This is a genomic window from Leifsonia sp. HAY1-4F (assembly GCF_056755275.1).
Genome location: NZ_JBNDHX010000030.1, coordinates 1 through 24,046 on the forward strand (window position 1 = coordinate 1; position 24,046 = coordinate 24,046).

A 24,046-nucleotide genomic window follows, 5' to 3' on the forward strand; every position below is an offset into this window, starting at 1 on the left:
TCCGTCGTCGGCAGCGTCAGATGTGTATAAGAGACAGGTGCTACTGGTTGGTGATCTGGGAGACGCCGTCCTGGTACTCGGAGCCGAGCTCCTTGTTGACCGCGGACGGTTCCTTCGTGCCGTTGATGAGCTCCTGCAGACCGGCGTTCAGCTGGTCGTAGAAGGTCGGCGTGGGCCAGTCGGGGTAGTACGCGATCCCGTCCTCGGCCGTCAGGGCGTTGAAGTTCTGGATGAGCTCCTTCGACTTCGGGTCGGTGATCTCACTGGCCTTCGCCGCGACGGGCACGCCGCCGTTGTTGCCCATCAGCGCCTGGATCTTGTCCGACATGGTGATGTCGATGAACTTCTCGGCGAGACCCTTGTTCTTGGCCTTCTCGGGGACGACCCACATGTTGCCGGCCGACCCGGGCGACATCTTCGCGCCGGGGAAGAGGAACGTGCCCCACTGGTAGTTCTTGATGTCGGTCTGGAAGCGGCCGTACCACCAGCTGCCGGAGAAGAAGATCGGGTACTTGCCGGCGATGAACGCGGTGCCCGCGTCCTCTGCCTTCAGGCCGGACGCATCCTTGGAGATGTAGCCCTTCTTCACCCAGTCGTCGATCGTGTTGGTCGCGTACGTGACCTGGCTGCCGTCCCAGTTCACCTTGTGCTTGTAGAGCTGGTAGTCGTTCACCCAGGAGCGGTCCGCCTTGGTCAGCGCCAGCTGGTACCAGAGCTGGCCGAGCGGGTACTCCGCGGCGGACTCCGCCATCGGGGTGATGCCGGCGTCCTTGAACTTCTGGAGGGCGGCGACGAACTCGTCCTGCGTCTTCGGCACCTCGATGCCGTACTTCGAGAACATGTCCTTGTTGTAGTAGACCTCGACGTACTCGCCGTAGTTCGGGACGCCGTACCAGGTTCCGGAGGCGCCCATGATGCCCTTGTCGTCATAGCGGGCCGTGGTCTGGAGGCTCGGGGTGAGCTTCTTGTCCCAGCCGTACTTCTTGACGGCGTCGTCGAGGTTGGTGAGCAGGCCCTGGCTGGCGAGGAGGCCGGCGGTCGCGTTGCCCTTGTTGTACTCGAGGATGTCGGGGGCCTGGTTGGAGTTGAGTACCTGGGATGCGGTCGAGCGGATCTGCTCGAAGGCCTTCGCCTCGAACTTCACCTTCGCACCGGTCTGGGTCTCGAACTCCTTGATGGCCTCGTTCCAGGCCTTGCCCATGGCGGAGTCTTCGCCCTCGTAGTGCCACAGCGTGAGGGTCTTGCCCTTGCCGTCTGTGCTGTCGGACGACGTGCCGGTGCTGGAGCATCCGGCGAGCAGCAGCGCACCGGCGGCCAGAATGGCGCCGATCGCGAGGTGCCTCTTGCGCATCTGTTACCTCCTTGTAGTGGAGTGGACAGGCGTCTGCAGGCCCCGCAGCCACTCCGATGCAATTTGTTGACGATCACAACATAAACGACTCGCGAGCGGATTGCAAGCGCAATCTGAAGACGCGCCCCTGCATGTTTATTGGGCGTAGGAGTTAGTTCGTGCCGACAACATTCGGCATGCGAATGCGCCAGGACCGCGTTTCAGGCCGCGGCCAGTGCGCGAGCCGGGTCCGCGATGAGCTCCGCGAAGACCAGTTCGGCCGCGCCGATGATCAGCTGGTCCGCGCCGAGCTCCGCTTCGCTGACCGTCACGCCGTCGCGCGTCGAGTGGATGACCTCGGCGAGCAGCTCCGGGGAACCATGCGCGAGCCCTCCCCGGTACAGCGCGGCGAGGAACCCGCCGAGCACCACCACCGAGGGGTTGAACACGTTGACCGCATTGCGCACGGCGATCTGAAGGAGGCCGTAGTCGCGCTCGATGACCGCGAGCGCCACAGGGTCCTCGGTCGCGACGAGCCGGTCCGCCAGGGCACCGGCATCGGCGGACGCCAGTCCCACGGACGACAGCAGTTCCGCCTGGGTGACCTCCGCCTCCAGGCACCCGCTCGACCCGCACGAGCAGTGCCGGCCGTCGCTGCGGACGAAGGTGTGCCCGAACTCGCCCGCATAGCCGGCCGCTCCGGTCAGCAGCCTGCCCCCGCCGATCACCCCGCCACCGATGCCGGACGCCCCGCCGATCATGTACACGAGGTCGTCGATGCCCCGGCCCGCGCCGAACGCGCTCTCGGCCCGAAGGCCCAGCACGGCCGCGTTCGCCGCCCAGACCCGGTACCCGGCCGCCTCTGCGAGCATCGCGGCGAGCGGTTCATCCACCCAGCCGAAGTGCGTCGCCTCCCTGACCATCCCGTCCGAGAGCCGCACCTGCCCGGGGACGGCGACGCCGATCCCCGTGACGCGGACGCCCGTCTCGCCGGCGAGCATCCCCGCGATCCCGGCCGCGGCGAGCGTCACGGTCTCGGCCGCGGATCGCGCGGAGGCCGTCTCGATGCGGACCCGCTTGAGCACCCGGCCGCCGAGGCCGACGAGGCCGACGATCACCGCATCCACCTCGGGGTTCACAGCGACGGCCACGACGCTGTCCGACACCCGCACGACGGGACTCGGCCGGCCGGCGCGGCCTCCGCCGGGCGTCTCGTCCACCTCGACGAGGCCGAGCCCGGCCAGCTCGGCGACGAGATCGCCGACGGTCGAACGGTTGAGCCCGGTCAGCCGCGTGAGCTCGCTGCGCGACAGCGCGCCGTCCCGGTGCACGAGGCCGAGCACGGTCGCGAGGTTGCTGCGGCGCAGCGCGTCGGTGGCGCCGCCGGTGGCGGGCCGGACGGTGCTCAGGTCGGATGCGGACATGCCTCGACCATAACTTGTCCCGCCGCCGCTCCCGCCGCTCCCGCCCCACCATCGAGTCCGCGAAGACTGCACGCTCTGGCGGCGTGTCGCGTGCAATCTGTGCGGACTCGACGGTGGGGCGGGAGGTGCGCTACCACGACTCGGGACGCGCGCCGAGGGGGACGGGGGCCGGGCGCTCCACGGTCGAGGAGAGCTCCACGACCGAGTGCGTGGCCCCGGCTTGCACCACGGACTCCATGATCTCGAGCACGTGGAACGCCATCGCGCCGGAGGCCCGCTCGGGGCGGCCGGTCTCGACGGCGCGGGCGAGGTCGGCGAGACCGTAGCCGCGGCCGGCGTCCGCGTACCCCGCGGAGACCGGCACGTCGCGGAAGTCGCGGTCGTCGGCCGTGGCCACCTGGACGGTGTCCGAGAACATGTTCGGGTCGGGCACGGCGATCGTCCCGGCCGTCCCATAGACCTCGAACTTGGGCGCGCGGGTGGCCCACACCTCGAACGACACCGTCACCGTCGAGATGACGCCGGACGCGTGCTCCAGGATCGCGGTCACGTGCGTGTCGACCTCCACCGGGATGCCGGATCCGGCCAGCGGGCCGGTGGCGACCGTCCGCTCCCGGGCCGAGCGGCTGGTGGCTCCGGACACCCGCACGACCGGGCCGAAGAACGTGACCAGGCTCGTCAGGTAGTACGGCCCCATGTCGAACAGCGGGCCGCCGCCCGGCTGGTAGTAGAACGCGGGAGCGGGATGCCACAGCTCGTGCCCTGGCGCGCTCCAGGCGACCGCGGCCGCGACGGGATCGCCGATCCGGCCGCCGTCGAGCAGTGCCCGTGCCGTCTGGATGCCGGTCCCGAGCACGGTGTCCGGCGCGCTGCCGACCCGCAGGCCCAGCGCGGAAGCGCGCTCGAGGACGGGCGCCGCCTCGGCCGTGGAGAGGGCCAGCGGTTTCTCGCCGTACACGTGCTTGCCCGCGGCGAGCGCGCGCAGCGCGACGTCGGCGTGCGCCTTCGGGATGGTCAGGTTGAGCACCGCATCCACTCGCGGGTCGGCGAGCAGGTCGTCGACCGAGAGAGCCTCCACGCCCTGCTCGGCGGCGACCGCTGAGGCCCGGTTCAGGTCGAGGTCGGCGACCGCCGTCAGGCGCAGGTTCGGCAGCTTCGGGAGGTGCTCGAAGTACTGGCGGCTGATGACGCCGACACCGACGACTCCGACGTTCAGCGGGCTGCCCACAGCATCCCCCTCTCGATGATGGTGCGCACCGGCCGGCTCTCGACGATCTCGAGCCGGTGGCCCGGCGCGGAGACGAAGATCCGGCCCTTGCCCCACTGCCGGGTCCAGATCGCGGGTGAGGTGACCGGGCGGTTCCAGGCGTCCCACGAACGCACCTCCTGGGTGGTGGTGGCGAGGACGTCGTCGTACTCGTCGCTGAGCACCCAGTACTGCTCGGTGACCAGCTCGAAGTCCTCGATCCCTTCGGTGATGGGATGCGTCTTGCCGTAATCGGTGATGTGCACGGTGTACGGGATGTAGTTGTCCGACTGGTCGCCCACCCGCTCGGCCGGATCCTTGCCCGCGTGGTGGGCGAACTGCCCCCCGATCATGTGCAGGTAGTCGGCGTTGTTCCGGTACGAGTCGGCGATGCCGCCGTGCCAGCCCGCCATGCCGGTGCCGTTCAGGACGGCGCGCTGCAGGCCGCGGAACTCGTCCGTCTCGATCGTGTTCATCGTGTTGACCTGGACGACGAGGTCGACCGTGTCCATGAATCCCTCGTCCGCGTAGACGGCCGTGCCTCCCTCGACGCGCACGTCGAACCCGTGCTCGCGGAGGAACGGGAGGAACAGTTCCGTCGTCTCGACGGGCATGTGCCCGTCCCATCCCCCTCTGACCACCAAAGCTTGCTTGCTCACGAACGTCCTTTCATTTCTCCAGCCGTCAGGGCCGGGGTTCAGGGTGGTCAGGGATGGAGGTCCAGGCGCTGCGGGCGGCGGCGCTGGCGGCGACCGCGTCGAGGACGCGCTGGATGTGGAGGCCGTCGGCGAACGAGGGCTCGGGGTCCGAGGCAGTGGCGATCGCCGTCACGAAGTCGACGACCTCGTGACTGAACGCATGCTCGTAGCCGATCGCGTGTCCGGTCGGCCACCAGTGCGCCATGTAGGGATGCTCGGGCTCTGTCGCGATGATCCGCGTGAAGCCCTGCTCCCCGGCCGGCGCCGTCGCGTCGTAGAACTGCAGCTCGTTCATCGCCTCCAGGTCGAAGGCGATGGCTCCGAGCGATCCGCTCAGCTCGATGCGCAACGCGTTCTTGCGCCCGGTCGCGTAGCGCGTCGCCTCGAAGGCGCCGATCGCTCCGTCGGCCGCACCGCCCGCCAGCCGTGCGGTGAACCAGGCCGCGTCATCCACGGTCACCCGGCCGCGCTCCTCGGAGGCGGTGCCGGACAGGCCGACGGTCTCGCCGAGCAGCGGGCGCTCCTCGACGAACGTGGTCAGTGTCCCGGACACCCCGGTCAGCCGCGAGCCGGTGAGGTACTCGACCAGGTCGACGGCATGGGCTCCGATGTCGCCGAGCGAGCCGGATCCCGCTGCCGCCTTGTCGAGCCGCCAGGTCATCGGGCCGTTCTCGTCGCGCAGCCAGTCCTGGAGGTAGAGGGCCCGCACCTGACGGATCTCACCGAGGCGGCCCTGCTGCACCAGCGAGCGGGCCAGCCCGATCGCCGGCACCCGGCGGTAGCTGAAGCCGACCATCGAGCGGATGCCGCGGGCTGCGGCGCGCTCGGCCGCCGCCGTCATCGCCTCGGCTTCCTCGACGGTGTTCGCGAGCGGCTTCTCGCAGAGGACGTGCTTGCCCGCCTCCAGAGCCGCGATCGCGATCTCCGCATGGCTGTCGCCCGGGGTGCAGATGTCGATCACGTCGATGCCGGGATCCGCGACCACCGCGCGCCAGTCGGTCTCCGACCACTCCCAGCCGAAGCGGCGGCGGGCGTCCTCCACGCGGACGGTGTCACGGCCGACGATCACGGCCATGACCGGCTCAGCCGGCAGGTCGAAGAACCGTGGAGCGGTCCGCCAGCCCTGCGAGTGCGCCGCACCCATGAAGCCGTAGCCGATCATCGCGACCCGGAGTCGTGGCGTCTCGTCGGTCATCCTCGTCCTCGCGCTCGTGTTCGTGCTGGTCGTCGCTGCCCTCGTGCCGCGGCCTTCGTCCGATGGCACGGGTGCGACGCTAGTTCGGGGCAACGCGTCGGGCAAGTTTCCCGCGGCGGTTGGAAAACTTTCGTCAGGCGGCCGGAGGCGCCGTCGATCCGCGCTCGACGAGCGTGGTCGCGAGTTCCAGCCGGGTGTTGTCCACGTCCCCAGCGCGGAGCCGGAGCGCGAGCCGTGTGGCCTCCTCGGCCATCTCCTGCAGCGGCTGGTGGATGGTCGTCAGCGGCGGCCGGGCCCAGGAGGCGGACGGCGCGTCATCGAAGCCGACCACAGAGAGGTCGCGCGGCACCTCGAGGCCCAGAGCGAAGGCGGCGTCGTAGACGCCGAGTGCCTGCATGTCGTTGCCGCAGACGATCGCGGTCGGCCGATCCTCGCGTGCAAGGAGCCACCGTCCCTCCCGTTCGCCGTCGGCGCGCGAGAACACGCCGCCGCCGATCCGCGCCGGCACCGGCAGGCCGGCCTCCTGCAGCGCCGACTGGTAGCCGGCGATCCGCGCCCGTGAGCACATCAGATCGGCCGGGCCGGCGATGGCGGCGATCCGGCGGTGGCCGAGCGCGAGGAGGTGACGTGTGGCGGCGAGCCCTCCCGCCCAGTTGGTGGCGCCGATCGCCGGCACATCCGGTGGCGGATCGCCCGCTGGGTCGACGACGACGAACGGGATGTTGCGGGTGCGCAGCTGCCGGCGGTGGTCGGCCGTGAGGTTCGAGAACTGGAGGACGATCGCGATCGGCTTGCGCCGCAGCACCCCCGTGATGAGCCCGTCGCCGACGGCGTGATAGTCCCCGATCGTGGAGAGGGTCATGGCGAGACCGTTCTCGCGCGTGACCCGCTCCACCCCGCGGATCACCTCCACCGACCATTCGCTGGCCAGGTTCTCGATCACGAGCTCGACGGTGTCGCCGCGCTCGGCGTCGACGCCGCGGCGGGCGTAGCCGGAGTCGTGCAGCAGCTCCTCGACGCGGCGCCGCGTCTCCGGCGACACGCCGGGACGCCCGTTGAGCACCTTGGACACCGTCGACAGTGACACCGAGGCGTCGCGGGCGATGGCGTCGAGGGTCGGGCGGGTGGACGGGGCCATGGAGACACTGTCGCACACGCATCGGCACCGCCTGGCGTCACGAAGGGGCACGCCCACCGCATCCGCTGTGCCACAATGCTGCGATGCCGCTCACCGACCTCACTCACGCCGAACTGCTGACCTTCCGCCCGGAGGTGGACGAGCCCGCCGACTTCGATGCGTTCTGGGAGCGGACCATCGCCGAGGCGCGAGCCGCGGGCGGCGCCCCGGAGCTGACCCCGGCCGACTCCGCCGTCACGCAGCTGATCATCGACGACCTCGTGTTCCCCGGCTTCGGCGGCGAGCCGGTGCGCGCGTGGGTGTCCCGCCCACTGCATGCGGAGGGGCCGCTCCCGGCGGTGGTCCAGTTCCAGGGCTACGGCGGCGGGCGGGGCCTGGCCGGCGAGAACGTCGCGTGGGCACTGGCCGGCTACGTGCACGTGTTCGTGGACACCCGCGGACAGGGCAGCGCGTGGGGCAGCGGCGGGGACACGCCGGACCCCCACGGCTCGGGACCGGCGGCTCCCGGGGTCATGACCCGCGGCATCCACTCGCCGGACGCGTATTACTACCGGCGCGTGTTCACGGATGCGGTCCGCGCCGTCGACGCGACCCGGGAGCTTCCCTTCGTGGACGCCGAACGGATCGCCGTCGCCGGCGGCAGCCAGGGCGGCGGGATCGCATTGGCCGCCGGCGCCCTCGCGGGAGGCGTCGCGGCGGTGATGCCCGACGTCGCCTTCCTATGCGCCTACCGTCGTGGCGCGGAGATCGCCATCGGCGGGCCATACCTGGAGCTCGCGACCTATCTCTCCGTGCACCGGGATGCGGTGGCGGACGTGTTCGGGACGCTGTCGTACTTCGACGGAGTCAACTTCGCGCGCCGCATCCACGCGCCCTCGCTGTTCTCGGTCGCGCTGATGGACACGGTGGTCCCGCCCTCGACGACCTTCGCGGCGTACAACCACCTGGCCGCCGAGGATCGCGCGATCGAGGTCTACCCGTTCAACGACCACGAGGGAGGCGGCGCCGCCCAGTGGCGCATCCAGGCCGCCTGGCTCGCGGAGCGCTTCGCCCGCTGACCCCTGCAACATTCGTGACGAATGTGGCCTCCCAGCGACGGAAACCGCACATTCGTGACGAATCTCTGAAGCCGAGAACGGCGCAGAGGACTGGTCAGGGTCAGGGTGCCGGCGGTGAGGGCGGCGCGGTGGTTGCCCGCCGAACGAGGCGCGTCGGGAGCCGGAGGTGGATGCGCTCCGGCGTCTCCCCCGCCATCAGCGCGAGCACCAGGTCGGCGGCCGCAGCGCCGAGGCTCTGCATCGGCTGACGCACCGTCGTCAGCGGCGGCGTGAACTGGGACGCCTCCGGGATGTCGTCGAAGCCGATCACCGACAGGTCGCGCGGCACGTCCATCCCGAGCTCCGCCGCGACCTCGATGACTGCGATCGCGGAGATGTCGTTGGCGGCGAACACCGCGGTCGGACGGTCGGGCCGGGAGAGCAGCGGCAGCGCGACCCCCCGCACGGTGTCGTGCTCGTAGCGGCCGACTGCGACGAGCGACGGGTCGAACGGGATGCCGGCCTCGCTCAGCGCCCGCCGGTACCCCGCATCGCGGAGGTTCGACGAGCGCAGGTCCGGCCGCCCGGCGACGAACGCGATCCTCCGATGCCCCAGCCCGATCAGGTAGGCCGTCGCGTTGCGCGCGCCGCCGAAGCTGTCCGACTCCACCGTGGGGACGTCCGCCCGGCCGGTGTGGGGGTCTATGGCGACGAGCGGGACGTCGGCGTTCGCGTTCACGACCGTCGGCGTCACCATGATGACCCCGTCGATGAGCGTGCCGCTGAGCCGGCTGAGCGAGCGTCGCTCCCACCCTTCGCTCGACGGCTGCCGCGATCCGCTGTACGCGAGCAGGTCGTACTGGGAGTCACGGAGCGCGGCACCGACGCCTTTGAGGATCTCTGCGGAGAACGGCTCGAAGTCGGCGACGAGCACTCCGATGACCCCGGTTCGCCGCGATCGCATGCTGCTGGCGACGAGGCTCGACTCGTAACCGAGCTCCTGGACGACCCGCAGTACACGCTCCACAGTCTCCACCGCAACGCCATAGCGGCCATTGACCGCTTTCGAGACGGTGGCGACGGAGACGCCTGCGGCTTCGGCCACATCATTGATCGTCGGACGTCGGGACATGGCGGCAAGCATAGCGTGGAAAAGGTTTTCGAAAACGTTTGACACCAACGTTCGCGCTTGGCACACTTCCGAAGTCCCCAACTCAACGAAGAGACAGGTTGGAATCACATGAAAGGCATCAAGCTCCTCACCGGAGCCGCCGTCGTGATGGCCGGCACGCTCGCGCTCAGCGCGTGCAGTGGCGCCTCCGACACCTCCAGCAGCAACGGCAAGGTCACCATGACCCTCTGGCAGAACTCCACCACCGGCCCCGGCCAGGAGTTCTGGAAGAACGCCGCCGCCGCTTTCGAGAAGGCGAACCCGAAGGTCACGATCAAGGTCCAGTCGATCCAGAACGAGGACCTGGACGGCAAGCTCCAGACGGCGCTCAACTCGGGCGACGCACCGGACATCTTCCTGCAGCGAGGCGGCGGGAAGATGGCGGCGATGGTCAACGCCGGACAGGTCATGGACATCACCGGGAAGGTGTCGTCCGAGACCAAGAAGAACATCTCCAGCGGCTCCTTCAAGGCCGAGACCTACCAGGACAAGGTGTGGGCCATGCCCATCGCCGTGCTCCCGGGCGGCCTGTTCTACAGCCAGGATCTGTTCAAGGCCGCCGGCCTCAGCGACGCCCCGAAGACGATCGACGACCTGAACGCCGACGTCACCAAGCTGAAGGCCACCGGCGTCTCCCCGATCGCCCTCGGCGCGAAGGACGCCTGGCCCGCCGCCCACTGGTTCTACTGGTTCGCCCTCCGCGAGTGCGCCGGGTCGACCATGGAGAAGACGGCGGACTCCAAGTCGTTCAGCGATGGATGCTGGCTGAAGGCGGCGGAGGACGTTCAGAAGTTCGCGTCCACCAAGCCCTTCAACGACGGCTTCCTCACCACCACCGCTCAGCAGGGCGCCGGCAGCTCGGCCGGTCTCATCGCCAACCACAAGGCGGCGATGGAGCTCATGGGCGCGTGGGACCCGGGAGTGATCGCATCGCTGACCCCGGACCAGAAGCCGCTGCCCGACCTGGGCTTCTACCCCTTCCCCGAGGTCTCGGGCGGCAAGGGTGAGCCCGGCGCGATCATGGGTGGCGTCGACGGCTACTCGTGCTCGGTCAAGGCGCCGAAGGAGTGCGTCGACTTCCTGAACTTCGTGGCCACGACGCCGCAGCAGGAGGCCTACTACAAGGCCTTCAACGCTCCGCCGGTGAACACGGAGGCGCAGAAGATCGTCACCGAGCCGTACCTGAAGGATGTGCTGAAGGCCTACAACGCCGCCCCGTACGTCTCGCAGTGGCTCGACACCGTCCTCGGCCAGAACATCGGCAACGCCCTCAACGTGGCCGTCGTCGACATGCTGGCGGGCAAGAGCACCCCGCAGCAGATGATCCAGGCCGCGAACGACGCCGCGAAGAAGGGCTGAGGTCCCAGCCCGTGAGCAACACCCGCGAGAACACCTCGGCCGGCGTCCTGCCGCAGCCGGAGCTCGCGCAGCACGACGGGGGCGGCGCGCCGGCGTCGCCCCCGTCGCCGCCGCGCAGCCCCCTGACCGCTGCCGGCAGCAGCCGTGCGGCCCGGCGCGGCCGCACCGGCTGGGCCATGCGCCTGGAGATCGCGCTGCTGGCGGGACCGGCGGCGATCGTCTTCCTGGCCTTCGTGATCGTGCCCGTGGCGATCGCCGCCTACTACGGCTTCTTCCGCTGGCAGGGCTACGGGCCGGCGACCGACTTCGTCGGACTGCAGAACTACCTCACGATCCTCCAGGACTCCGCCTTCCAGCAGGCGCTGCTGCACAACGGCCTCATCGTCATCGGCTCGCTGGTGCTGCAGGGGCCGGCGGCCATCCTGCTGGCACTGCTGCTCAACCGCAAGATGCGCGGACAGTCGCTGATCCGCGTCCTCATCTTCGTGCCCTACGTCATCGCCGAGGTGGTCGTCGGAACCGGTTGGAGTCTGATGCTCGCCACCAACGGCGCGCTCAACGGACTCCTCAAGGACCTCGGTCTCGGCTCGCTGGCGCACGACTGGCTGTCGGATCCGGGCCTCGCGATCTGGACGCTGCTCGCGATCCTGACCTGGAAGTACGTCGGCTTCGCCGTCATCCTCTTCCTCGCCGGGCTCCAGGGCATCCCCGAGGAACTGTACGAAGCGGCTGCGCTCGACGGCGCGTCGTACTGGCAGATCCAGCGGCGGATCGCTCTGCCGCTGCTCGGGCCGACGCTCCGGATCTGGGCGTTCCTGTCGATCATCGGCGCGTTGCAGCTGTTCGACCTCGTCTACATCATCTGGGGCCAGTACGTCGCCTCGACCGCCGGCACCTCGACCATGGCGACCTACATGGTGGCCAACGGCCGCAACGCCGGCAACTTCGGCTACGGAAACGCCGTCGCCGTCGTGATCTTCCTGATCTCCCTGATCGTTGCCCTGCTCTATCAGCGGTTCGTGCTCCGGCGCGACACCGAGGGCGCGATCACGGGTGACAGGCGCACCGGAAGGAAGAAGCGATGACCGCGTTCACCGCCATCCCGGACGCCCCGGACGTCGTCGGCGCTCCCGGAACGCCCGGCCGCATCAAGGCCAAGCGACTCCCCTGGGGTTCGCCGGCCGTCTACTTCGTCGCGCTCGTCGTGATCGCGCTCATGCTGGCGCCCATCGCGTACATCGTGTTCGGCGGTTTCCGCACCAACTCGCAGATCACCGTCGATCCCGCCGGGCTGCCCAGTCCGTGGAACGCGGCCAACTACATCGGCGTGCTGACCGGTGGGGTGTTCTGGCAGGAGGTGCTCAACTCCACGATCGTCGCCGTCGTGACGACCGTCGGCGTCATCCTCCTCGGGTTGATGGCGAGCTACGTGCTGGCCCGCTACCGGTTCCGCGGACGCGGCGCTCTGTATGCGCTGTTCGCCGCCGGGCTGATGTTCCCCATCACGGTCGCCATCACGCCGCTCTACATCGTGGTGCGGAGCATCGGGCTGATGAACTCGCTCGGGGGCGTCATCCTGCCGCAGATCGCCTTCGCGCTGCCGACGACGATCATCATCCTGGTGCCGTTCCTGCGGGCCATCCCGGACGAGATCCAGGAGGCGGCCTTCATCGACGGCTGCAGCCGGATCGGCTTCTTCTGGCGGATGGTGCTGCGGCTGTCGCTGCCCGGCGTCATCACCGTCGGGATCCTGGCCTTCATCGCCAGCTGGAACAGCTACCTGCTGCCGCTCTTCCTCCTCAACGACGAGGCGACCTTCACGCTGCCGCTCGGAGTGCAGGCGTTCTCGTCGCAGTACTCCGTCGACACCGCCAAGGTGCTGGCGTTCACGTCGCTGTCGATGATCCCGGCGCTGGTGTTCTTCAGCCTGTTCGAGCGCCGGATCGTCGGCGGCCTGACCGGCGCCGTCAAGGGCTGACGCCCGTCCAACACGTCCAGCACGTCTTCAGAAGTGTGAGATCGAGATGACCGAACCCCTTCCGCGCCCTTCCGCGCCCTCCGACCGTGTCCGCGCCCTCCTCTCCGGCATGACCCTGGAGGAGAAACTGGCCCAGCTGGTCGGCTTCTGGGTCGACAAGGGTGACGACCTCGTCGCGCCGATGGCCGGCGAGATGGGGAACCCGGGCGCGTACGCGGAGGTCACAGCGCAGGGCATCGGGCAGCTGACGCGCGTCTATGGCACCCGGCCGGTCGATCCCGTCGAGCGCGCCGCCTGGCTGTGGGCGGAGCAGCGGCGGCTGAAGGAGGAGACCCGGCTGGGCATCCCGGCGCTCGTGCACGAGGAGTGCCTCACCGGGCTCGGGGCGTGGACGGCGGCCACGTTCCCGACCCCGCTCGCCTGGGGCGCGTCGTTCGACCCCGGGCTGGTGGAGGAGATGGCCGGGCTGATCGGTCTGTCGATGCGCGAGCTCGGCATCCACCAGGGCCTGGCTCCGGTGCTCGATGTGATCCGGGACCCGCGCTGGGGACGCGTGGACGAGTGCATCGCCGAGGACCCGTATCTCGTCGGGACCCTCGGGACGGCGTATGTCCGCGGCCTGCAGGGCGCCGGAGTCCACGCCACGCTGAAGCACTTCGTCGGCTACTCCGCCTCGCAGGCCGGGCGCAACCACGCGCCGGTCCATGCCGGCCCGCGCGAAGTGCGCGACACGCTGCTGCCGCCGTTCGAGATGGCCGTGCGGGATGGCGGGGTGCGGTCGGTCATGAACTCGTACGCCGAGATCGACGGCCTGCCCGTCGGGGCCACGCCCGCCTACCTCACCGACATACTGCGCGGCGAGTGGGACTTCGACGGCACGGTGGTCTCCGACTACTTCTCGGTCGCCTTCCTGCACACCATGCACGGGGTCGCCGCCGATCTGGGCGAGGCGGCGGTCCTCGCGCTCGCGGCCGGGATCGACGTGGAGCTGCCGACCGGCGACGCTTTCCTCGAGCCGCTCGCCGCGCGCATCCATGCGGGTGAAGTGGATGCGGCGCTCGTCGACCGGGCGGTCCTGCGGGTGCTCACGCAGAAGGAGGAACTCGGCCTGCTGGATGCGACCTTCGACGACCCTCCCGCAAGCATCGACCTCGACACCCCCGCCCACCGGGAGGTCGCGCTCCGGCTGGCGGAGGAGTCGCTCGTGCTCCTGACGAACGACGGGACGCTGCCGCTCGACTCCGCGCCCGAGCGTATCGCGGTGCTCGGCCCGAACGCCGACGCGCCCGAAGCGCTGATGGGCTGCTACTCGTTCGCCAACCACGTGCTCGCCCACCACCCCGGGGTGCCGCTCGGCTTCGAGCTGCCCTCGGTGCTGGAGGCGGTGCGGGCCGAGTTCCCGTCCGCGACGGTCGCGTACGAGCGCGGGTGCGACGTGGAGGGGGACGACCGCTCGGGCATCCCCGCCGCCGTGGAAGCGGCGAGCGCCGCCGAGGTGGCGCTCATCGTCGTCGGCGACCGTGCCGGACTGTTCGGCCGCGGAACCGTCGGCGAGGGCAACGACGTCGAGAGCCTGGAGCTGCCCGGCATCCAGCGGGAACTCGTGGAGCGCGTGGTCGCGACCGGGACACCCGTGGTGCTGGTCGTGCTGTCCGGCCGTCCCTACGCGATCGCCTGGGCGGTGGAGGGCGCCTCGGCGCCTGCGGCGGTGCTGCAGGCCTTCTTCCCGGGCGAGGAGGGCGGCCGTGCCCTGGCGGCGGTGCTCGCCGGGCGGGTCGCCCCGTCCGGCCACCTCCCCGTCTCGCTCCCCCGTTCTGCCGGCGCGCAGCCGTACTCGTACCACCACCCGGTGCTGGGAGGCCCGAACGAGATCACCAGCGCCGACAGCACCCCGGTGCTTCCGTTCGGACACGGGCTGTCGTACACGACGTTCGAACGCACGGAACTGGAGGCGGACACCGAGGTCGCGGCGGGCGGCACCTTCGCGGCGAGCGTCCGCATCCGCAACACCGGGGAGCGAACGGCCACCGACCTGGTGCAGCTGTACGCACGGGATGTGCACGCGAGTGTCACGCGTCCCGTCGCGCAACTGCTCGGCTACCGCCGGGTGGAGCTGCAACCCGGCGAGGAGGCGGTCGTCCGCTTCGCCGTGCCGACGGCGCGCCTGGCGTTCTCGGACCCGTCGATGCGCCGCATCGTCGAGCCGGGCGAGATCGAACTGTGGGTGGGGCCGTCCTGCGACGTGCGGGAGGCGGCCGCTTCGCTGACGATCACCGGGCCGGTGCATGCGGTCACCGCGGCCGATTCGCGGCTGGTGACGTCAAAGATCGACGCGGCCGGCGTGGCCACCGTGCTCAGTGACGCGCACTGACGCCGGCGGCCTACCGGCCTGCCCTCGGATGCGCTGAGAAGTCGCCTCAGGGGGTCGCGCAGCACCCCCTTCGTGCTGTATAAGTTTATTGAAACAACAAATCACCGACGACGTTGAAGGAACCTCCATGAGCCTCACCCCCACCCGCGCCGACAAGTTCTCCTTCGGTCTGTGGACCATCGGCTACAACGGCACCGACCCGTTCGGCGGGCCGACCCGCCCGCAGCTCGACGTGGTGGAGGCGGTGCACAAGCTCGACGAGCTGGGCGCCTACGGCCTCACCTTCCACGACGACGACCTGTTCGCCTTCGGCTCGACCGACGCCGAGCGCCAGAAGCAGATCGACCGCCTCAAGCAGGCGCTCGCCGACACCGGCATCATCATCCCGATGGTGACCACCAACCTGTTCAGCGCACCCGTCTTCAAGGACGGCGGCTTCACCTCCAACGACCGTGCCGTCCGCCGCTTCGCGCTGCGCAAGGTGCTCCGCAACCTCGACCTCGCCGCCGAGCTCGGCGCCAAGACCTTCGTCATGTGGGGCGGCCGCGAGGGCGCCGAGTACGACGCGGCCAAAGACATCCGCGCCGCCCTCGAGCGCTACCGCGAGGCCGTCAACCTGCTCGGCGACTACGTCACCGACAAGGGCTACGACATCCGCTTCGCCATCGAGCCGAAGCCGAACGAGCCGCGCGGCGACATCCTGCTGCCGACCGTCGGGCACGCTCTCGCCTTCATCTCGTCGCTGGAGCGGCCGGAGCTGGTCGGGCTCAACCCGGAGGTCGGGCACGAGCAGATGGCCGGGCTGAACTTCGCTGCGGGCATCGCGCAGGCGCTCTACCACGACAAGCTCTTCCACATCGACCTCAACGGCCAGCGCGGCGTCAAGTACGACCAGGACCTGGTCTTCGGTCACGGCGACCTGCAGAACGCCTTCGCTCTCGTCGACCTGCTCGAGAACGGCGGCCCCGACGGCGGCCCGGCCTACAACGGACCGCGTCACTTCGACTACAAGCCGTCCCGCACCGAGGACATCACCGGCGTGTGGGAGTCGGCCGCGGCCAACATGCGCACCTACCTGCTGCTGAAGGAGCGGGCGAAGGCGTTCCGCGCGGACCCCGAGGTGCAGGAGCAGCTGGAGGCGTCGCGCGTGCTCGAGCTGTCGCGTCCGACCCTGGGCGAGGGCGAGTCGTACGACGACCTGCTCGCGGACCGCAGCGCGTACGAGGACTTCGACCCGAGCGTGTACTTCGGCGGCAAAGGCTTCGGTTTCGTCCGCCTGCAGCAGCTCGCGCTCGAGCACCTCCTCGGCGCCCGCTAACCGCCCCCTTCCCCCCTGTCCCTCCCTCCCCTCTCCCCGAAGTGCTCGTTGTTGCAGGCCTGACCCGCGTGTCGGCTGCAACAACGAGCACTTCGGCTGAACAAGGAACGACATGACACTCGTCGCCGGGGTCGACTCCTCAACCCAGAGTTGCAAGGTGGTCGTGCGCGACCTCGAGACCGGTGCGCTGGTGCGCTCGGGGCGCGCCGCGCATCCCGAGGGCACGGAGGTGGACCCGGCGGCCTGGTGGACGGCGCTGCAGGAGGCTCTCGCGGCGGCCGGCGGACTGGACGATGTGGCCGCGATCTCGGTCGCCGGCCAGCAGCACGGGATGGTGGTGCTGGATGCGGAGGGCCGCGTCATCCGCGACGCCCTGCTCTGGAACGACACCCGCTCGGCACAGGCCGCCCGCGATCTGATCGAGGAGGTCGGCGCGGCCGAGTACGCCTCCCGCGTCGGCGTGGTGCCCGTCGCGTCCTTCACTGCCACGAAGCTGCGCTGGCTGCGGGATGCGGAGCCCGCGAACGCGGCGCGTGTCGCCGCGGTCGCGCTCCCGCACGACTGGCTGACCTGGCGCCTGCGCGGCTACGGCCCGGCCGGCGAGAGCGAGCTGGGACCCGATCTGGAGGCGCTGACCACCGACCGCTCCGACGCGAGCGGGACCGCCTACTGGGGTGCGCGAACGGACGCGTACGACGTCGACCTGTTCGAGCGCGCGCTCGGGCGCCCGGGCCGCGAAGCGGTCGGCGGTGTGAGCACGCATCCCATCGCCGAGGTGCTCGTTGTTACAGGCGACACGCCGCACGGCCATGCAACGACGAGCACCTCGGCGCGGAACGCCGAGGTGGACGCGGTCGTGCTCCCGCGGGTGCTCGGCCCCTCAGAGGCGGCGGGGCGTACGCCGTCCGGCGTGCTCGTCGGCCCCGGCGCCGGTGACAACGCCGGTGCCGCACTCGGCCTCGGCGCGGCGGACGGCGACGTGGTGGTCTCGATCGGCACCTCCGGCACCGTGTTCGCCGTCACCGAGGCGCCGATCGCCGACGCCTCCGGAACGGTCGCCGGCTTCGCCGACGCGTCCGGCGCATCCCTCCCCCTCATCGCGACACTCAACGCGGCGCGCGTGCTCGGCTCGGTCGCCGGGCTCCTGTCCGTCGATCACAACGGCCTGTCCGCCCTCGCGCTCTCGGCGGAGCCGGGGTCCGCCGGCGTCGTGCTCGTGCCCTACTTCGAGGGCGAGCGGACGCCCAACCTGCCCGACGCGAAGGCCAGCATCCACGGCCTCACCCTCGCCTCGACGACGCCCGCGAACCTGGCGCGCGCCGCCATCGAGGGGATGCTGTGCGGCCTCGCCGACGGCCTCGACGCCGTGCGCTCGGCCGGGGTGCGCGAGCGACGCATCCTGCTCATCGGCGGCGCCGCCCAGAACCCCGCCGTGGCGACCGTCGCCGCGCAGGTCTTCGACGCGCCCGTCGAGGTGCCCGCCCCCGGCGAGTACGTGGCCGACGGCGCCGCCGTCCAGGCCGCCTGGACCCTCACCGGCACCCGTCCCGCCTGGACGGTCGAAACCTCCGCTGCCCTCCCGGTGGACACCCGCCCGGTCATCCGAGCCCAATACGCGCTCGCTCGCCCCTGACCTCGTCCTCACCCACCGTCGCTTCGTCGGTTGATCCGTCGACGCGCCGAGTCAGGGGTCACCTGACGAAGCCACCGCGGGCGGGATGCGTCAGGCTGCTCGAACGGAGAGTCCCAGGGCCGAGAGGGCCCGGTCGGCGAGGGCAGACGGAGCCGCATCGATGGTCAGCGCGACGTGGCGTTCGTCGGCGGCGGGCGGCTCCAGCGTGGCGAGCTGCGATCGCAGCATCCCGGCCCTCATGGAGTGGTGCTCCCGCAAGGCGAGGCGCTCTGCCAGGAGTGCGGCATAACCCGCCCCGCCATCGAGTACGCGATGGTTGCACGGCCACCCGGCGTGTCGCGTGCAGTCTTCGTGTACTCGATGTTGGGCGTCAGGGCGCCGGGGGCGTCAGGGGCGACGGAGGCGCCGGGGGCGTCAGGGGCGGCGGAGGCGCGGGGCGAAGAGCCAGGCCAGGGCGCAGAGGACGGCGGTCACCGTGAACGCGCCGGCGAAGGGCCAGCCACCGGGGAGGGCGCGCAGGGTGGCGAAGACGATCGCGGTCGCGGCGAGCGCGACAGCGGAACCGGTGGAGTCGGCGATCGAGAGGGCGGAGCTGTTGAAGCCCTGGTCCTCCGGCGTGGAGTATTCGAGCGTGAGCACGCCGAGACGCGGATACAGGATGCCCATTCCACCGCCGGAGAAGGCCCAGCCGACCACCACGATGGAGGGGTTCAGGTGCCAGACGGCCGTCGCGATGAGGGAGGCGAGGGCGATCGTCAGCCCGAGCGCACCGAGCCGCGCCGCGGCGACATGGCTGATGCCGGGAAACCGCCCCTGCACCCACGAGGCCGCCGACCACGTGAGCCCCGCGGCCGTCAGCGCCAGCCCGGCGACGGCGGCCGAGAGCCCGTACTGGGACACCATGAGCAGAGGGACATACACCTCCGTCGCGAAGAACGTGGCGGCGATGATCCCGCGCATGAGGATGACACTCGGAAGCCCGCGACGCGCGAGCAGCGTCCCGTTCGGGACGAGCGGCCGGAGGGCGAGGACCGCGACGATCGCAGCGAGCGGGGGCACGATCCACAGCACCGGCCCCCTGGATTCCGCGGCGAGTGTCAGCGCGAGCACCGCGACAGCGAGCAGCACGGCCCAGACCAACCGAGCCGCACGGAACGGCGCCCGCTCGCCCGCCCGGAGCACCCGGCGCATCACGGGCACCACCATCAGCATGGCGAGTGCGGCCAGCGCCACCACCCCGAGGAACACCCAGCGCCAGCCGACCGTCTCGCTGAGAACGCCGGCGATGAACGGGCCGATCAGCGACGGAATCACCCAGGCCGCCGCGAACCCCGCGAAGATCCGTGGATGGAGCACCGGCGGATACACGCGCGCGACGATGACGTAGAGCACGACCGTGAGTGCGCCGCCGCCCAGTCCGTGGACGAGCCGCCCGGCGACGAACACCCACATCGTCGGCGCGGTTCCGGCGATGGAGAGTCCCGCCGCGAACAGCACCACGGAGGCGATGAGGGCCGTCCGCGGGTTGCCGCGGTCCGCCCAGGCGCCCGCCGAGACCATCCCGACCACTCCGACCGCCAGTGGACCGGCGAACGCGAAGGCGTAGAGCGCGGCGCCGTCGAGCTCCCGGCTGACCGTCGGCATGATCGTGGTGACCGCGAGCGCCTCGAACGCTGCGAGCGTGATCAGCAGGCACATCCCGATGCTCGTCCAGCGGAACTGCGAGCTCAGCACACCCCCGACGGTGGCGGTCTCCGGTGGGACGGAGGCCACCGACGCCGAGTCGAGGTCGCGTGAGCTCACGGGCACCAGCCTAGGACGGGTCGCCGACAGCGGAAGTCCCCTGCTCGGATGCCCTACTCGGATCCCCACTCGCGTCCCGGCAAGCGTCCTGCGCGGGACCCCGTCCCGGATCCTCGCTCAGACCGGCGGAGCGGTGGATGCGCGCACGATCAGGTCCGGCTGCAGACTGACCGCCGTCGGCTCGGTCCCGCCCTCGATCTCGGCGACGATGCTTTCGATGCTGCGTCGGCCGAGCTCGGTGAAGTCCTGACGGACTGTCGTCAGCGGCGGCCAGAAGTGCGCAGCCTCCGGGATGTCGTCGAAGCCGACCACGCTCAGGTCCCCGGGGATGCGGCGGCCGGCCTCGTTCGCCGCGTGGTAGAGCCCGAGCGCCATCTGATCGTTGGAGGTGAAGACCGCCGTGATCGCCGGGTCCGCCAGCACCCGCAGGCCGACGCGGTAGCCGGATTCCGCCGTCCAGTCGCCTGCTGCCGCCGGTTCCGGCTCCCGTCCGGCCTCCGCCAGCTCCACCCGGTAACCGTGGACGCGCGCCTGAGCTTCGAACCACTCCAGCGGCCCCGAGATGTGGGCGATCCTGCGGTGGCCGAGCTCGATGAGATGGCGCGTCGCCGTGCGCGCACCGGCGACCTGGTCCACGGTGAGCTCCCGCTGCACCGTCGACGGACCGCCTTGCAGCGTCACGTACGGCACGGTGAGGCCCGCCGTCTGGAGCTGGTCGAGCACCACTTCCTGCGGGGCGATCACCACGATCCCCTCGACCGACTGCGCCAGCAGATGGTCGAGTCCTGCCGCGATGGAGCCGGGGCTCAGGTCAGCCAGTTGTGCGACGGCGATGTAGTAGCCGGCCGCTCGGCCCGCATCCTGGATCGCGTTGATGCTGGAGACCGGCCCGTACAGCGCCGCGGCCGACGTCGAGAGGACGCCGATGGTCCGGGAGCGGGCGGTGACGAGGGCGCGCGCGGCGCGGTTGGGCCGGTAGTGCAGCTGGCTCATCGCATCCAGCACACGCTGCCGGGTGGCCTCGCGGATGCTCGGATGCTCGTTGATGACCCGCGAAACGGTCTGGTGCGAGACACCGGCGAGGGCCGCGACGTCACGCATGCTCGCCGCACGCTGGTGCTCCGTCACAGCATCCCCTCCCTGCCGGGGCCGGCCGTCAGTCGATGACCGGCGCCCCCCGCGACCCATTATCCGGGATCGGGGGCTGTGGATGCCGCCTCTCCGGGATCGGGATCGGGCCGCGGATGCCGCCGCGCCAGCACCCCGACAGCCAGGGCGATGAGCGCGACGCCCGCCGGAAACACGAGATGCCATCCCGCGAGCAGGAGCAACCCGGCTGCGAGCACGCACGAGAGGAGCGCCATCCACCATCCCACCGAACGGGCCGGGAGCAGTCGAAGGGCAGAGGCGACGCCCAAGCCGTACACGGCCGCGGCGATGCTCGTGTGCACGAGGATGAACGGCTGCAGGTCGCCGTTCGCCAGGACCACGACCGAGTACAGCGCCATCACGACGGCCGAGAGCAGCAGGCCGCGCCGGGCGACGGCACCGTTCTCGACTCCCCGGCCGAACCAGGCCGGCAGGTCGCCGTCTCGGCCCATGGCGGCGCCCAGCTTGCTGAAGGCGGCGAGGTAGGCGTTGAAGACGCCGGTGACGACGATCGCCGCGATGACGGCGACCACCACCCCGCCTCCCGAGCCGGTCGCCACCTCGACGAGGTCGAGCAGCGGGACGGCGCTCGACGCCGCGTGGTCGCCCAGCACCACCACCGTGACGGTCTGGATGGCGAGGTACGCCACCGAGACGATGACCAGCGCGTAGGCGGTGGCGCGGGGGATGTCCCGGCGGGGATTGCGGAACTCGCCGCCGATGCCCGCCACCGCCTCCCACCCGGCGAACGCCCAGATGTAGAGGCTCATCGCCAGGCCGACTCCGCCCCAGCCGTGCGGCAGCGGCGGCTGCAGGTTGGCCGCCTGCGAGTGCGGCGCGGCCGCTGCCAGGACGAAGACGAGCACGGCGATCAGCGCGCCGGACAGGACCAGCTGGACGGAGGCGGCGAACCGCACCCCGAACGCCGTGACGACGATCGGGATCACCATCAGCCCGATGGCGATCAGGGTGGTGCTCGTTGTGTCGCCTCCCACGACTGCCACGACGTAGCGCGCGGTCATCAGCGCGGCGATCGGAGCCCCGATCGGCGTGCCGAAGAAGAACCAGTAGCTGATGATCCGGGCGGCTCCGGGCCCGAAGGCCCGCCGCGCGAACGTCGCCACTCCTCCCGCATCGGGATGCCGCCGGGCGAGAGCCGCGAACGTCGCGGCGAGCGGAATGGAGATGAGCGCGAGCGCAGCGACGGCGAGGATCGCCCCCGGCCCGGCAGCAGCCGCGGCGAGCGCCGGCAGCACGAGGATGCCTGTGCCGAGCACCGCTGCGATGTAGAGCGCGGTGCCTCCGGCCACCCCGAGGTGCCCGTGCGGTGCGGCGGGCACCTGGGGGTCCGGAAGCGACGGTTCACCCCGGCCGGCTCGGGTAGGGGATGGCCTGCGCTCCGTCATCCCCCCATCATGTCGCGGACCTCCGACATCGGTGCAGGCGAGCCGCATCCACAGGCATCGCACTGCTCCGCAGCGCGCCCCATCCCGGGCATTCCCCGGCCAAGGGTTCCCGCCTCCGTCCCACCGCGGGAGGATGTCTCGCAAGGAGGCCCCGTGCTCGGACTCGAACTCGTCGTCGTGATCGGCGTGACCACCCTGGTGTCGAAACTGATCGCCCGGAAGACCGGGATCGCGCAGCCGCTCCTCCTCGTCGGCATCGGCGTCCTCATCGGGTTGGTGCCGCTGTTCCGCGACATCCAGCTCGCCCCCGAGGTGGTGCTGTTCCTGTTCCTCCCCGCGATCCTGTACTGGGAGAGCCTGACCACGTCGCTGCGCGAGATCCGCAGCAACCTCCGCGGCATCGTCCTGATGAGCACCGGGCTGGTGGTGGTCACGGCCGCCGCTGTGGCGGTGCTCGCACATGCGATGGGGCTGCCGTGGGGGGCTGCCTGGACCTTGGGCGCCGCGATCGCGCCGACGGATGCCACTGCCGTCACATCGTTCACGCGCTCGCTCCCCCGCCGCAACGTGACGATCCTGCGCGCGGAGAGCCTGGTGAACGACGGGACGGCACTGGTGCTGTGGTCGCTCGCCGTCGGGTTCACCGTCGGGGACACCGACGTCAGCCCCAGCGTCGTCTCCCTCACGCTGGTCATCGCCTACGTCGGCGCTGCCCTGGTCGGAGCCCTCATCGCCTGGCTGGCCCTGCTCGCCCGCCGCCGCCTGCGAGATGCCATCACGCAGAACATCGCCATGCTGCTCACACCGTTCATCGCCTATCTGCTGGCCGAGCTCATCCACGCATCCGGCGTTCTCGCGGTCGTCGTCGCCGGCCTGATCATCAGCCAGTCGGGTCCGCGGACCGGGGTCGCGGAGGGCCGCAGACAATCGGACGCGTTCTGGACGTTCGCGACCTTCCTGCTCAACGCGAGCCTGTTCGTGCTCGTCGGCATCGAACTGCCGCGCGCCACCTCCGAGCTCGCGCAGAGCGACCTCGGGATGGGCATCGCCGCCATCGCCGCCGTGACGGGCGTCATCGTGGCGGTCCGTTTCGCCTACCTCTTCGCGACGGTCTACCTGATCCGGCTCCTCGATCGCCGGCCGCAGCAGCGCGAGCGGCGGATGAGCGACCGGGCGCGCGTGGTCAGCGGGCTGGCCGGCATGCGCGGCGCCGTGTCGCTGGCCGCGGCGCTAGCGGTTCCCGCGACGCTGATGAACGGCTCCCCTTTTCCCGGACGCGACTTCATCGTGTTCGTCACCGCGGGCGTCATCGTCACGACGCTGGTGTTCCAGGGGCTGCTCCTGCCCTCGGTCGTGCGCTGGGCGCACCTCCCCTCGGACGAATCGGTCGGGCACGAGCTGCACCTGGCCGAGACCAGCGCCACCCGGGCCGCGCTCGACGAGCTGCCCGGTCTCGCCCGCCGGCTGAGGGTCGACCGGGCGATCAGCGAGCGCATCCAGGGGGAGTTCGAGGAGCACCTCGAACTGCTGGAGGTGGAGGAGGAGTCCCGGGACGCCGAGGAGGTCGCGGAGCGCAGCAGGCAGGACACGGAGCTCCGGCTCGCACTGCTGCAGCGGAAACGGGAGGAGGTGACCCGGCTGCGCGATCGCGGCGAGATCGACGACATCGTGCTGCGGGATGTGCAGCGGCGGCTGGATGTGGAGGAGGTGCGGCTGACGGGCCGGGAGCCGGGCGAATGAGCGTCGTCCCGAGCCCTTCCCCACGGGCGGCCACCCGTCTACCATCGCGC

The 24,046-nt window shown here is 70.6% G+C and carries 19 protein-coding genes; 8 read left to right on the plus strand and 11 right to left on the minus strand.

Annotation, left to right across the window (positions count from 1 at the left end; translation table 11 throughout):
* Nucleotides 1–40: 40 nt before the first annotated feature.
* From ACPYOG_RS08095 to ACPYOG_RS08120, 6 genes are all read right to left on the minus strand, one after another.
* Nucleotides 41–1,351, minus strand: a complete 1,311-nt coding sequence (locus ACPYOG_RS08095; protein WP_481293722.1) for an ABC transporter substrate-binding protein — start codon at nt 1,349–1,351, stop codon at nt 41–43.
* 200 nt (nt 1,352–1,551) lie between these two features.
* A complete protein-coding gene (locus tag ACPYOG_RS08100) occupies nt 1,552–2,754 on the minus strand; it encodes an ROK family transcriptional regulator (protein ID WP_481293723.1) in 1,203 nt (400 codons plus the stop codon).
* 130 nt (nt 2,755–2,884) lie between these two features.
* On the minus strand, nt 2,885–3,982 hold the full coding sequence (locus ACPYOG_RS08105) for a Gfo/Idh/MocA family protein (protein WP_481293724.1): 1,098 nt from the start codon (nt 3,980–3,982) through the stop codon (nt 2,885–2,887).
* Nucleotides 3,967–4,614, minus strand: coding sequence for a ThuA domain-containing protein (locus ACPYOG_RS08110; protein ID WP_481293750.1), 648 nt, complete (start codon nt 4,612–4,614; stop codon nt 3,967–3,969). Before ACPYOG_RS08110 ends, ACPYOG_RS08105 begins: the two co-directional genes overlap by 16 nt.
* 70 nt (nt 4,615–4,684) lie before the next feature.
* Complete coding sequence (locus tag ACPYOG_RS08115) at nt 4,685–5,893, minus strand: Gfo/Idh/MocA family protein (protein ID WP_481293725.1); 1,209 nt, start codon at nt 5,891–5,893, stop codon at nt 4,685–4,687.
* Nucleotides 5,894–6,026: 133 nt separating this feature from the next.
* Nucleotides 6,027–7,031, minus strand: a complete 1,005-nt coding sequence (locus tag ACPYOG_RS08120; RefSeq protein WP_481293726.1) for a LacI family DNA-binding transcriptional regulator — start codon at nt 7,029–7,031, stop codon at nt 6,027–6,029.
* Between the two features lie 83 nt (nt 7,032–7,114).
* Here ACPYOG_RS08120 and ACPYOG_RS08125 point away from each other — a divergent pair, with 83 nt between their 5' ends.
* Nucleotides 7,115–8,089 (plus strand): acetylxylan esterase, encoded by a 975-nt coding sequence (locus ACPYOG_RS08125; RefSeq protein ID WP_481293727.1) that lies wholly within the window; start codon nt 7,115–7,117, stop codon nt 8,087–8,089.
* 100 nt (nt 8,090–8,189) lie between these two features.
* Here the strand turns inward: ACPYOG_RS08125 and ACPYOG_RS08130 are convergent, their stop codons facing one another.
* The gene (locus tag ACPYOG_RS08130) at nt 8,190–9,200 is read right to left on the minus strand and encodes a LacI family DNA-binding transcriptional regulator (RefSeq protein WP_481293728.1); all 1,011 of its coding nucleotides are present in this window, start codon (nt 9,198–9,200) and stop codon (nt 8,190–8,192) included.
* A gap of 108 nt (nt 9,201–9,308) precedes the next feature.
* Here ACPYOG_RS08130 and ACPYOG_RS08135 point away from each other — a divergent pair, with 108 nt between their 5' ends.
* From ACPYOG_RS08135 to ACPYOG_RS08160, 6 genes are all read left to right on the plus strand, one after another.
* The gene (locus tag ACPYOG_RS08135) at nt 9,309–10,598 is read left to right on the plus strand and encodes an ABC transporter substrate-binding protein (protein WP_481293729.1); all 1,290 of its coding nucleotides are present in this window, start codon (nt 9,309–9,311) and stop codon (nt 10,596–10,598) included.
* 11 nt (nt 10,599–10,609) lie between these two features.
* On the plus strand, nt 10,610–11,683 hold the full coding sequence (locus ACPYOG_RS08140; protein WP_481293730.1) for a carbohydrate ABC transporter permease: 1,074 nt from the start codon (nt 10,610–10,612) through the stop codon (nt 11,681–11,683).
* On the plus strand, nt 11,680–12,576 hold the full coding sequence (locus tag ACPYOG_RS08145; RefSeq protein ID WP_481293731.1) for a carbohydrate ABC transporter permease: 897 nt from the start codon (nt 11,680–11,682) through the stop codon (nt 12,574–12,576). Before ACPYOG_RS08140 ends, ACPYOG_RS08145 begins: the two co-directional genes overlap by 4 nt.
* A 46-nt stretch (nt 12,577–12,622) precedes the next feature.
* Nucleotides 12,623–14,947, plus strand: a complete 2,325-nt coding sequence (locus tag ACPYOG_RS08150) for a beta-xylosidase/alpha-l-arabinosidase (RefSeq protein ID WP_481293732.1) — start codon at nt 12,623–12,625, stop codon at nt 14,945–14,947.
* 127 nt (nt 14,948–15,074) lie between these two features.
* Nucleotides 15,075–16,265: a xylose isomerase gene (gene xylA / locus ACPYOG_RS08155; protein ID WP_481293733.1), complete on the plus strand. Its 1,191-nt coding sequence runs from the start codon at nt 15,075–15,077 to the stop codon at nt 16,263–16,265.
* Nucleotides 16,266–16,377: 112 nt separating this feature from the next.
* A complete protein-coding gene (locus ACPYOG_RS08160; RefSeq protein WP_481293734.1) occupies nt 16,378–17,898 on the plus strand; it encodes a xylulokinase in 1,521 nt (506 codons plus the stop codon).
* Between the two features lie 90 nt (nt 17,899–17,988).
* Here ACPYOG_RS08160 and ACPYOG_RS08165 read toward each other — a convergent pair whose 3' ends face one another.
* The 4 genes from ACPYOG_RS08165 to ACPYOG_RS08180 all read right to left on the minus strand — a co-directional run bounded on the left by ACPYOG_RS08165 (nt 17,989) and on the right by ACPYOG_RS08180 (nt 22,190).
* Entirely contained in the window at nt 17,989–18,138 is a 150-nt protein-coding gene (locus ACPYOG_RS08165) for a hypothetical protein (RefSeq protein ID WP_481293735.1), read from the minus strand.
* A 174-nt stretch (nt 18,139–18,312) separates the two neighbouring features.
* Complete coding sequence (locus tag ACPYOG_RS08170; RefSeq protein ID WP_481293736.1) at nt 18,313–19,701, minus strand: MFS transporter; 1,389 nt, start codon at nt 19,699–19,701, stop codon at nt 18,313–18,315.
* 117 nt (nt 19,702–19,818) lie between these two features.
* Nucleotides 19,819–20,829 carry a LacI family DNA-binding transcriptional regulator gene (locus tag ACPYOG_RS08175; protein WP_481293737.1) on the minus strand — a complete coding sequence of 337 codons (1,011 nt, stop codon included), beginning with the start codon at nt 20,827–20,829 and terminating at the stop codon, nt 19,819–19,821.
* A gap of 59 nt (nt 20,830–20,888) precedes the next feature.
* Complete coding sequence (locus ACPYOG_RS08180) at nt 20,889–22,190, minus strand: APC family permease (protein WP_481293738.1); 1,302 nt, start codon at nt 22,188–22,190, stop codon at nt 20,889–20,891.
* Between the two features lie 219 nt (nt 22,191–22,409).
* On the opposite strand from ACPYOG_RS08180, the gene ACPYOG_RS08185 reads away from it, so the two are divergent.
* Complete coding sequence (locus tag ACPYOG_RS08185) at nt 22,410–23,996, plus strand: Na+/H+ antiporter (RefSeq protein WP_481293739.1); 1,587 nt, start codon at nt 22,410–22,412, stop codon at nt 23,994–23,996.
* The last annotated feature ends 50 nt before the right edge of the window (nt 23,997–24,046 follow it).

Excerpts from the sequence above, each read along its gene's own strand:
- ACPYOG_RS08095 (WP_481293722.1), bottom strand. The coding sequence starts at position 1,351 with ATGCGCAAGAGGCACCTCGCGATCGGCGCCATTCTGGCCGCCGGTGCG.
- ACPYOG_RS08100 (WP_481293723.1), bottom strand. The coding sequence starts at position 2,754 with ATGTCCGCATCCGACCTGAGCACCGTCCGGCCCGCCACCGGCGGCGCC.
- ACPYOG_RS08110 (WP_481293750.1), bottom strand. The coding sequence starts at position 4,614 with ATGCCCGTCGAGACGACGGAACTGTTCCTCCCGTTCCTCCGCGAGCAC.
- ACPYOG_RS08115 (WP_481293725.1), bottom strand. The coding sequence starts at position 5,893 with ATGACCGACGAGACGCCACGACTCCGGGTCGCGATGATCGGCTACGGC.
- ACPYOG_RS08120 (WP_481293726.1), bottom strand. The coding sequence starts at position 7,031 with ATGGCCCCGTCCACCCGCCCGACCCTCGACGCCATCGCCCGCGACGCC.
- ACPYOG_RS08125 (WP_481293727.1), top strand. The coding sequence starts at position 7,115 with ATGCCGCTCACCGACCTCACTCACGCCGAACTGCTGACCTTCCGCCCG.
- ACPYOG_RS08130 (WP_481293728.1), bottom strand. The coding sequence starts at position 9,200 with ATGTCCCGACGTCCGACGATCAATGATGTGGCCGAAGCCGCAGGCGTC.
- ACPYOG_RS08135 (WP_481293729.1), top strand. The coding sequence starts at position 9,309 with ATGAAAGGCATCAAGCTCCTCACCGGAGCCGCCGTCGTGATGGCCGGC.
- ACPYOG_RS08145 (WP_481293731.1), top strand. The coding sequence starts at position 11,680 with ATGACCGCGTTCACCGCCATCCCGGACGCCCCGGACGTCGTCGGCGCT.
- ACPYOG_RS08150 (WP_481293732.1), top strand. The coding sequence starts at position 12,623 with ATGACCGAACCCCTTCCGCGCCCTTCCGCGCCCTCCGACCGTGTCCGC.
- xylA (WP_481293733.1), top strand. The coding sequence starts at position 15,075 with ATGAGCCTCACCCCCACCCGCGCCGACAAGTTCTCCTTCGGTCTGTGG.
- ACPYOG_RS08160 (WP_481293734.1), top strand. The coding sequence starts at position 16,378 with ATGACACTCGTCGCCGGGGTCGACTCCTCAACCCAGAGTTGCAAGGTG.
- ACPYOG_RS08165 (WP_481293735.1), bottom strand. The coding sequence starts at position 18,138 with ATGAGGGCCGGGATGCTGCGATCGCAGCTCGCCACGCTGGAGCCGCCC.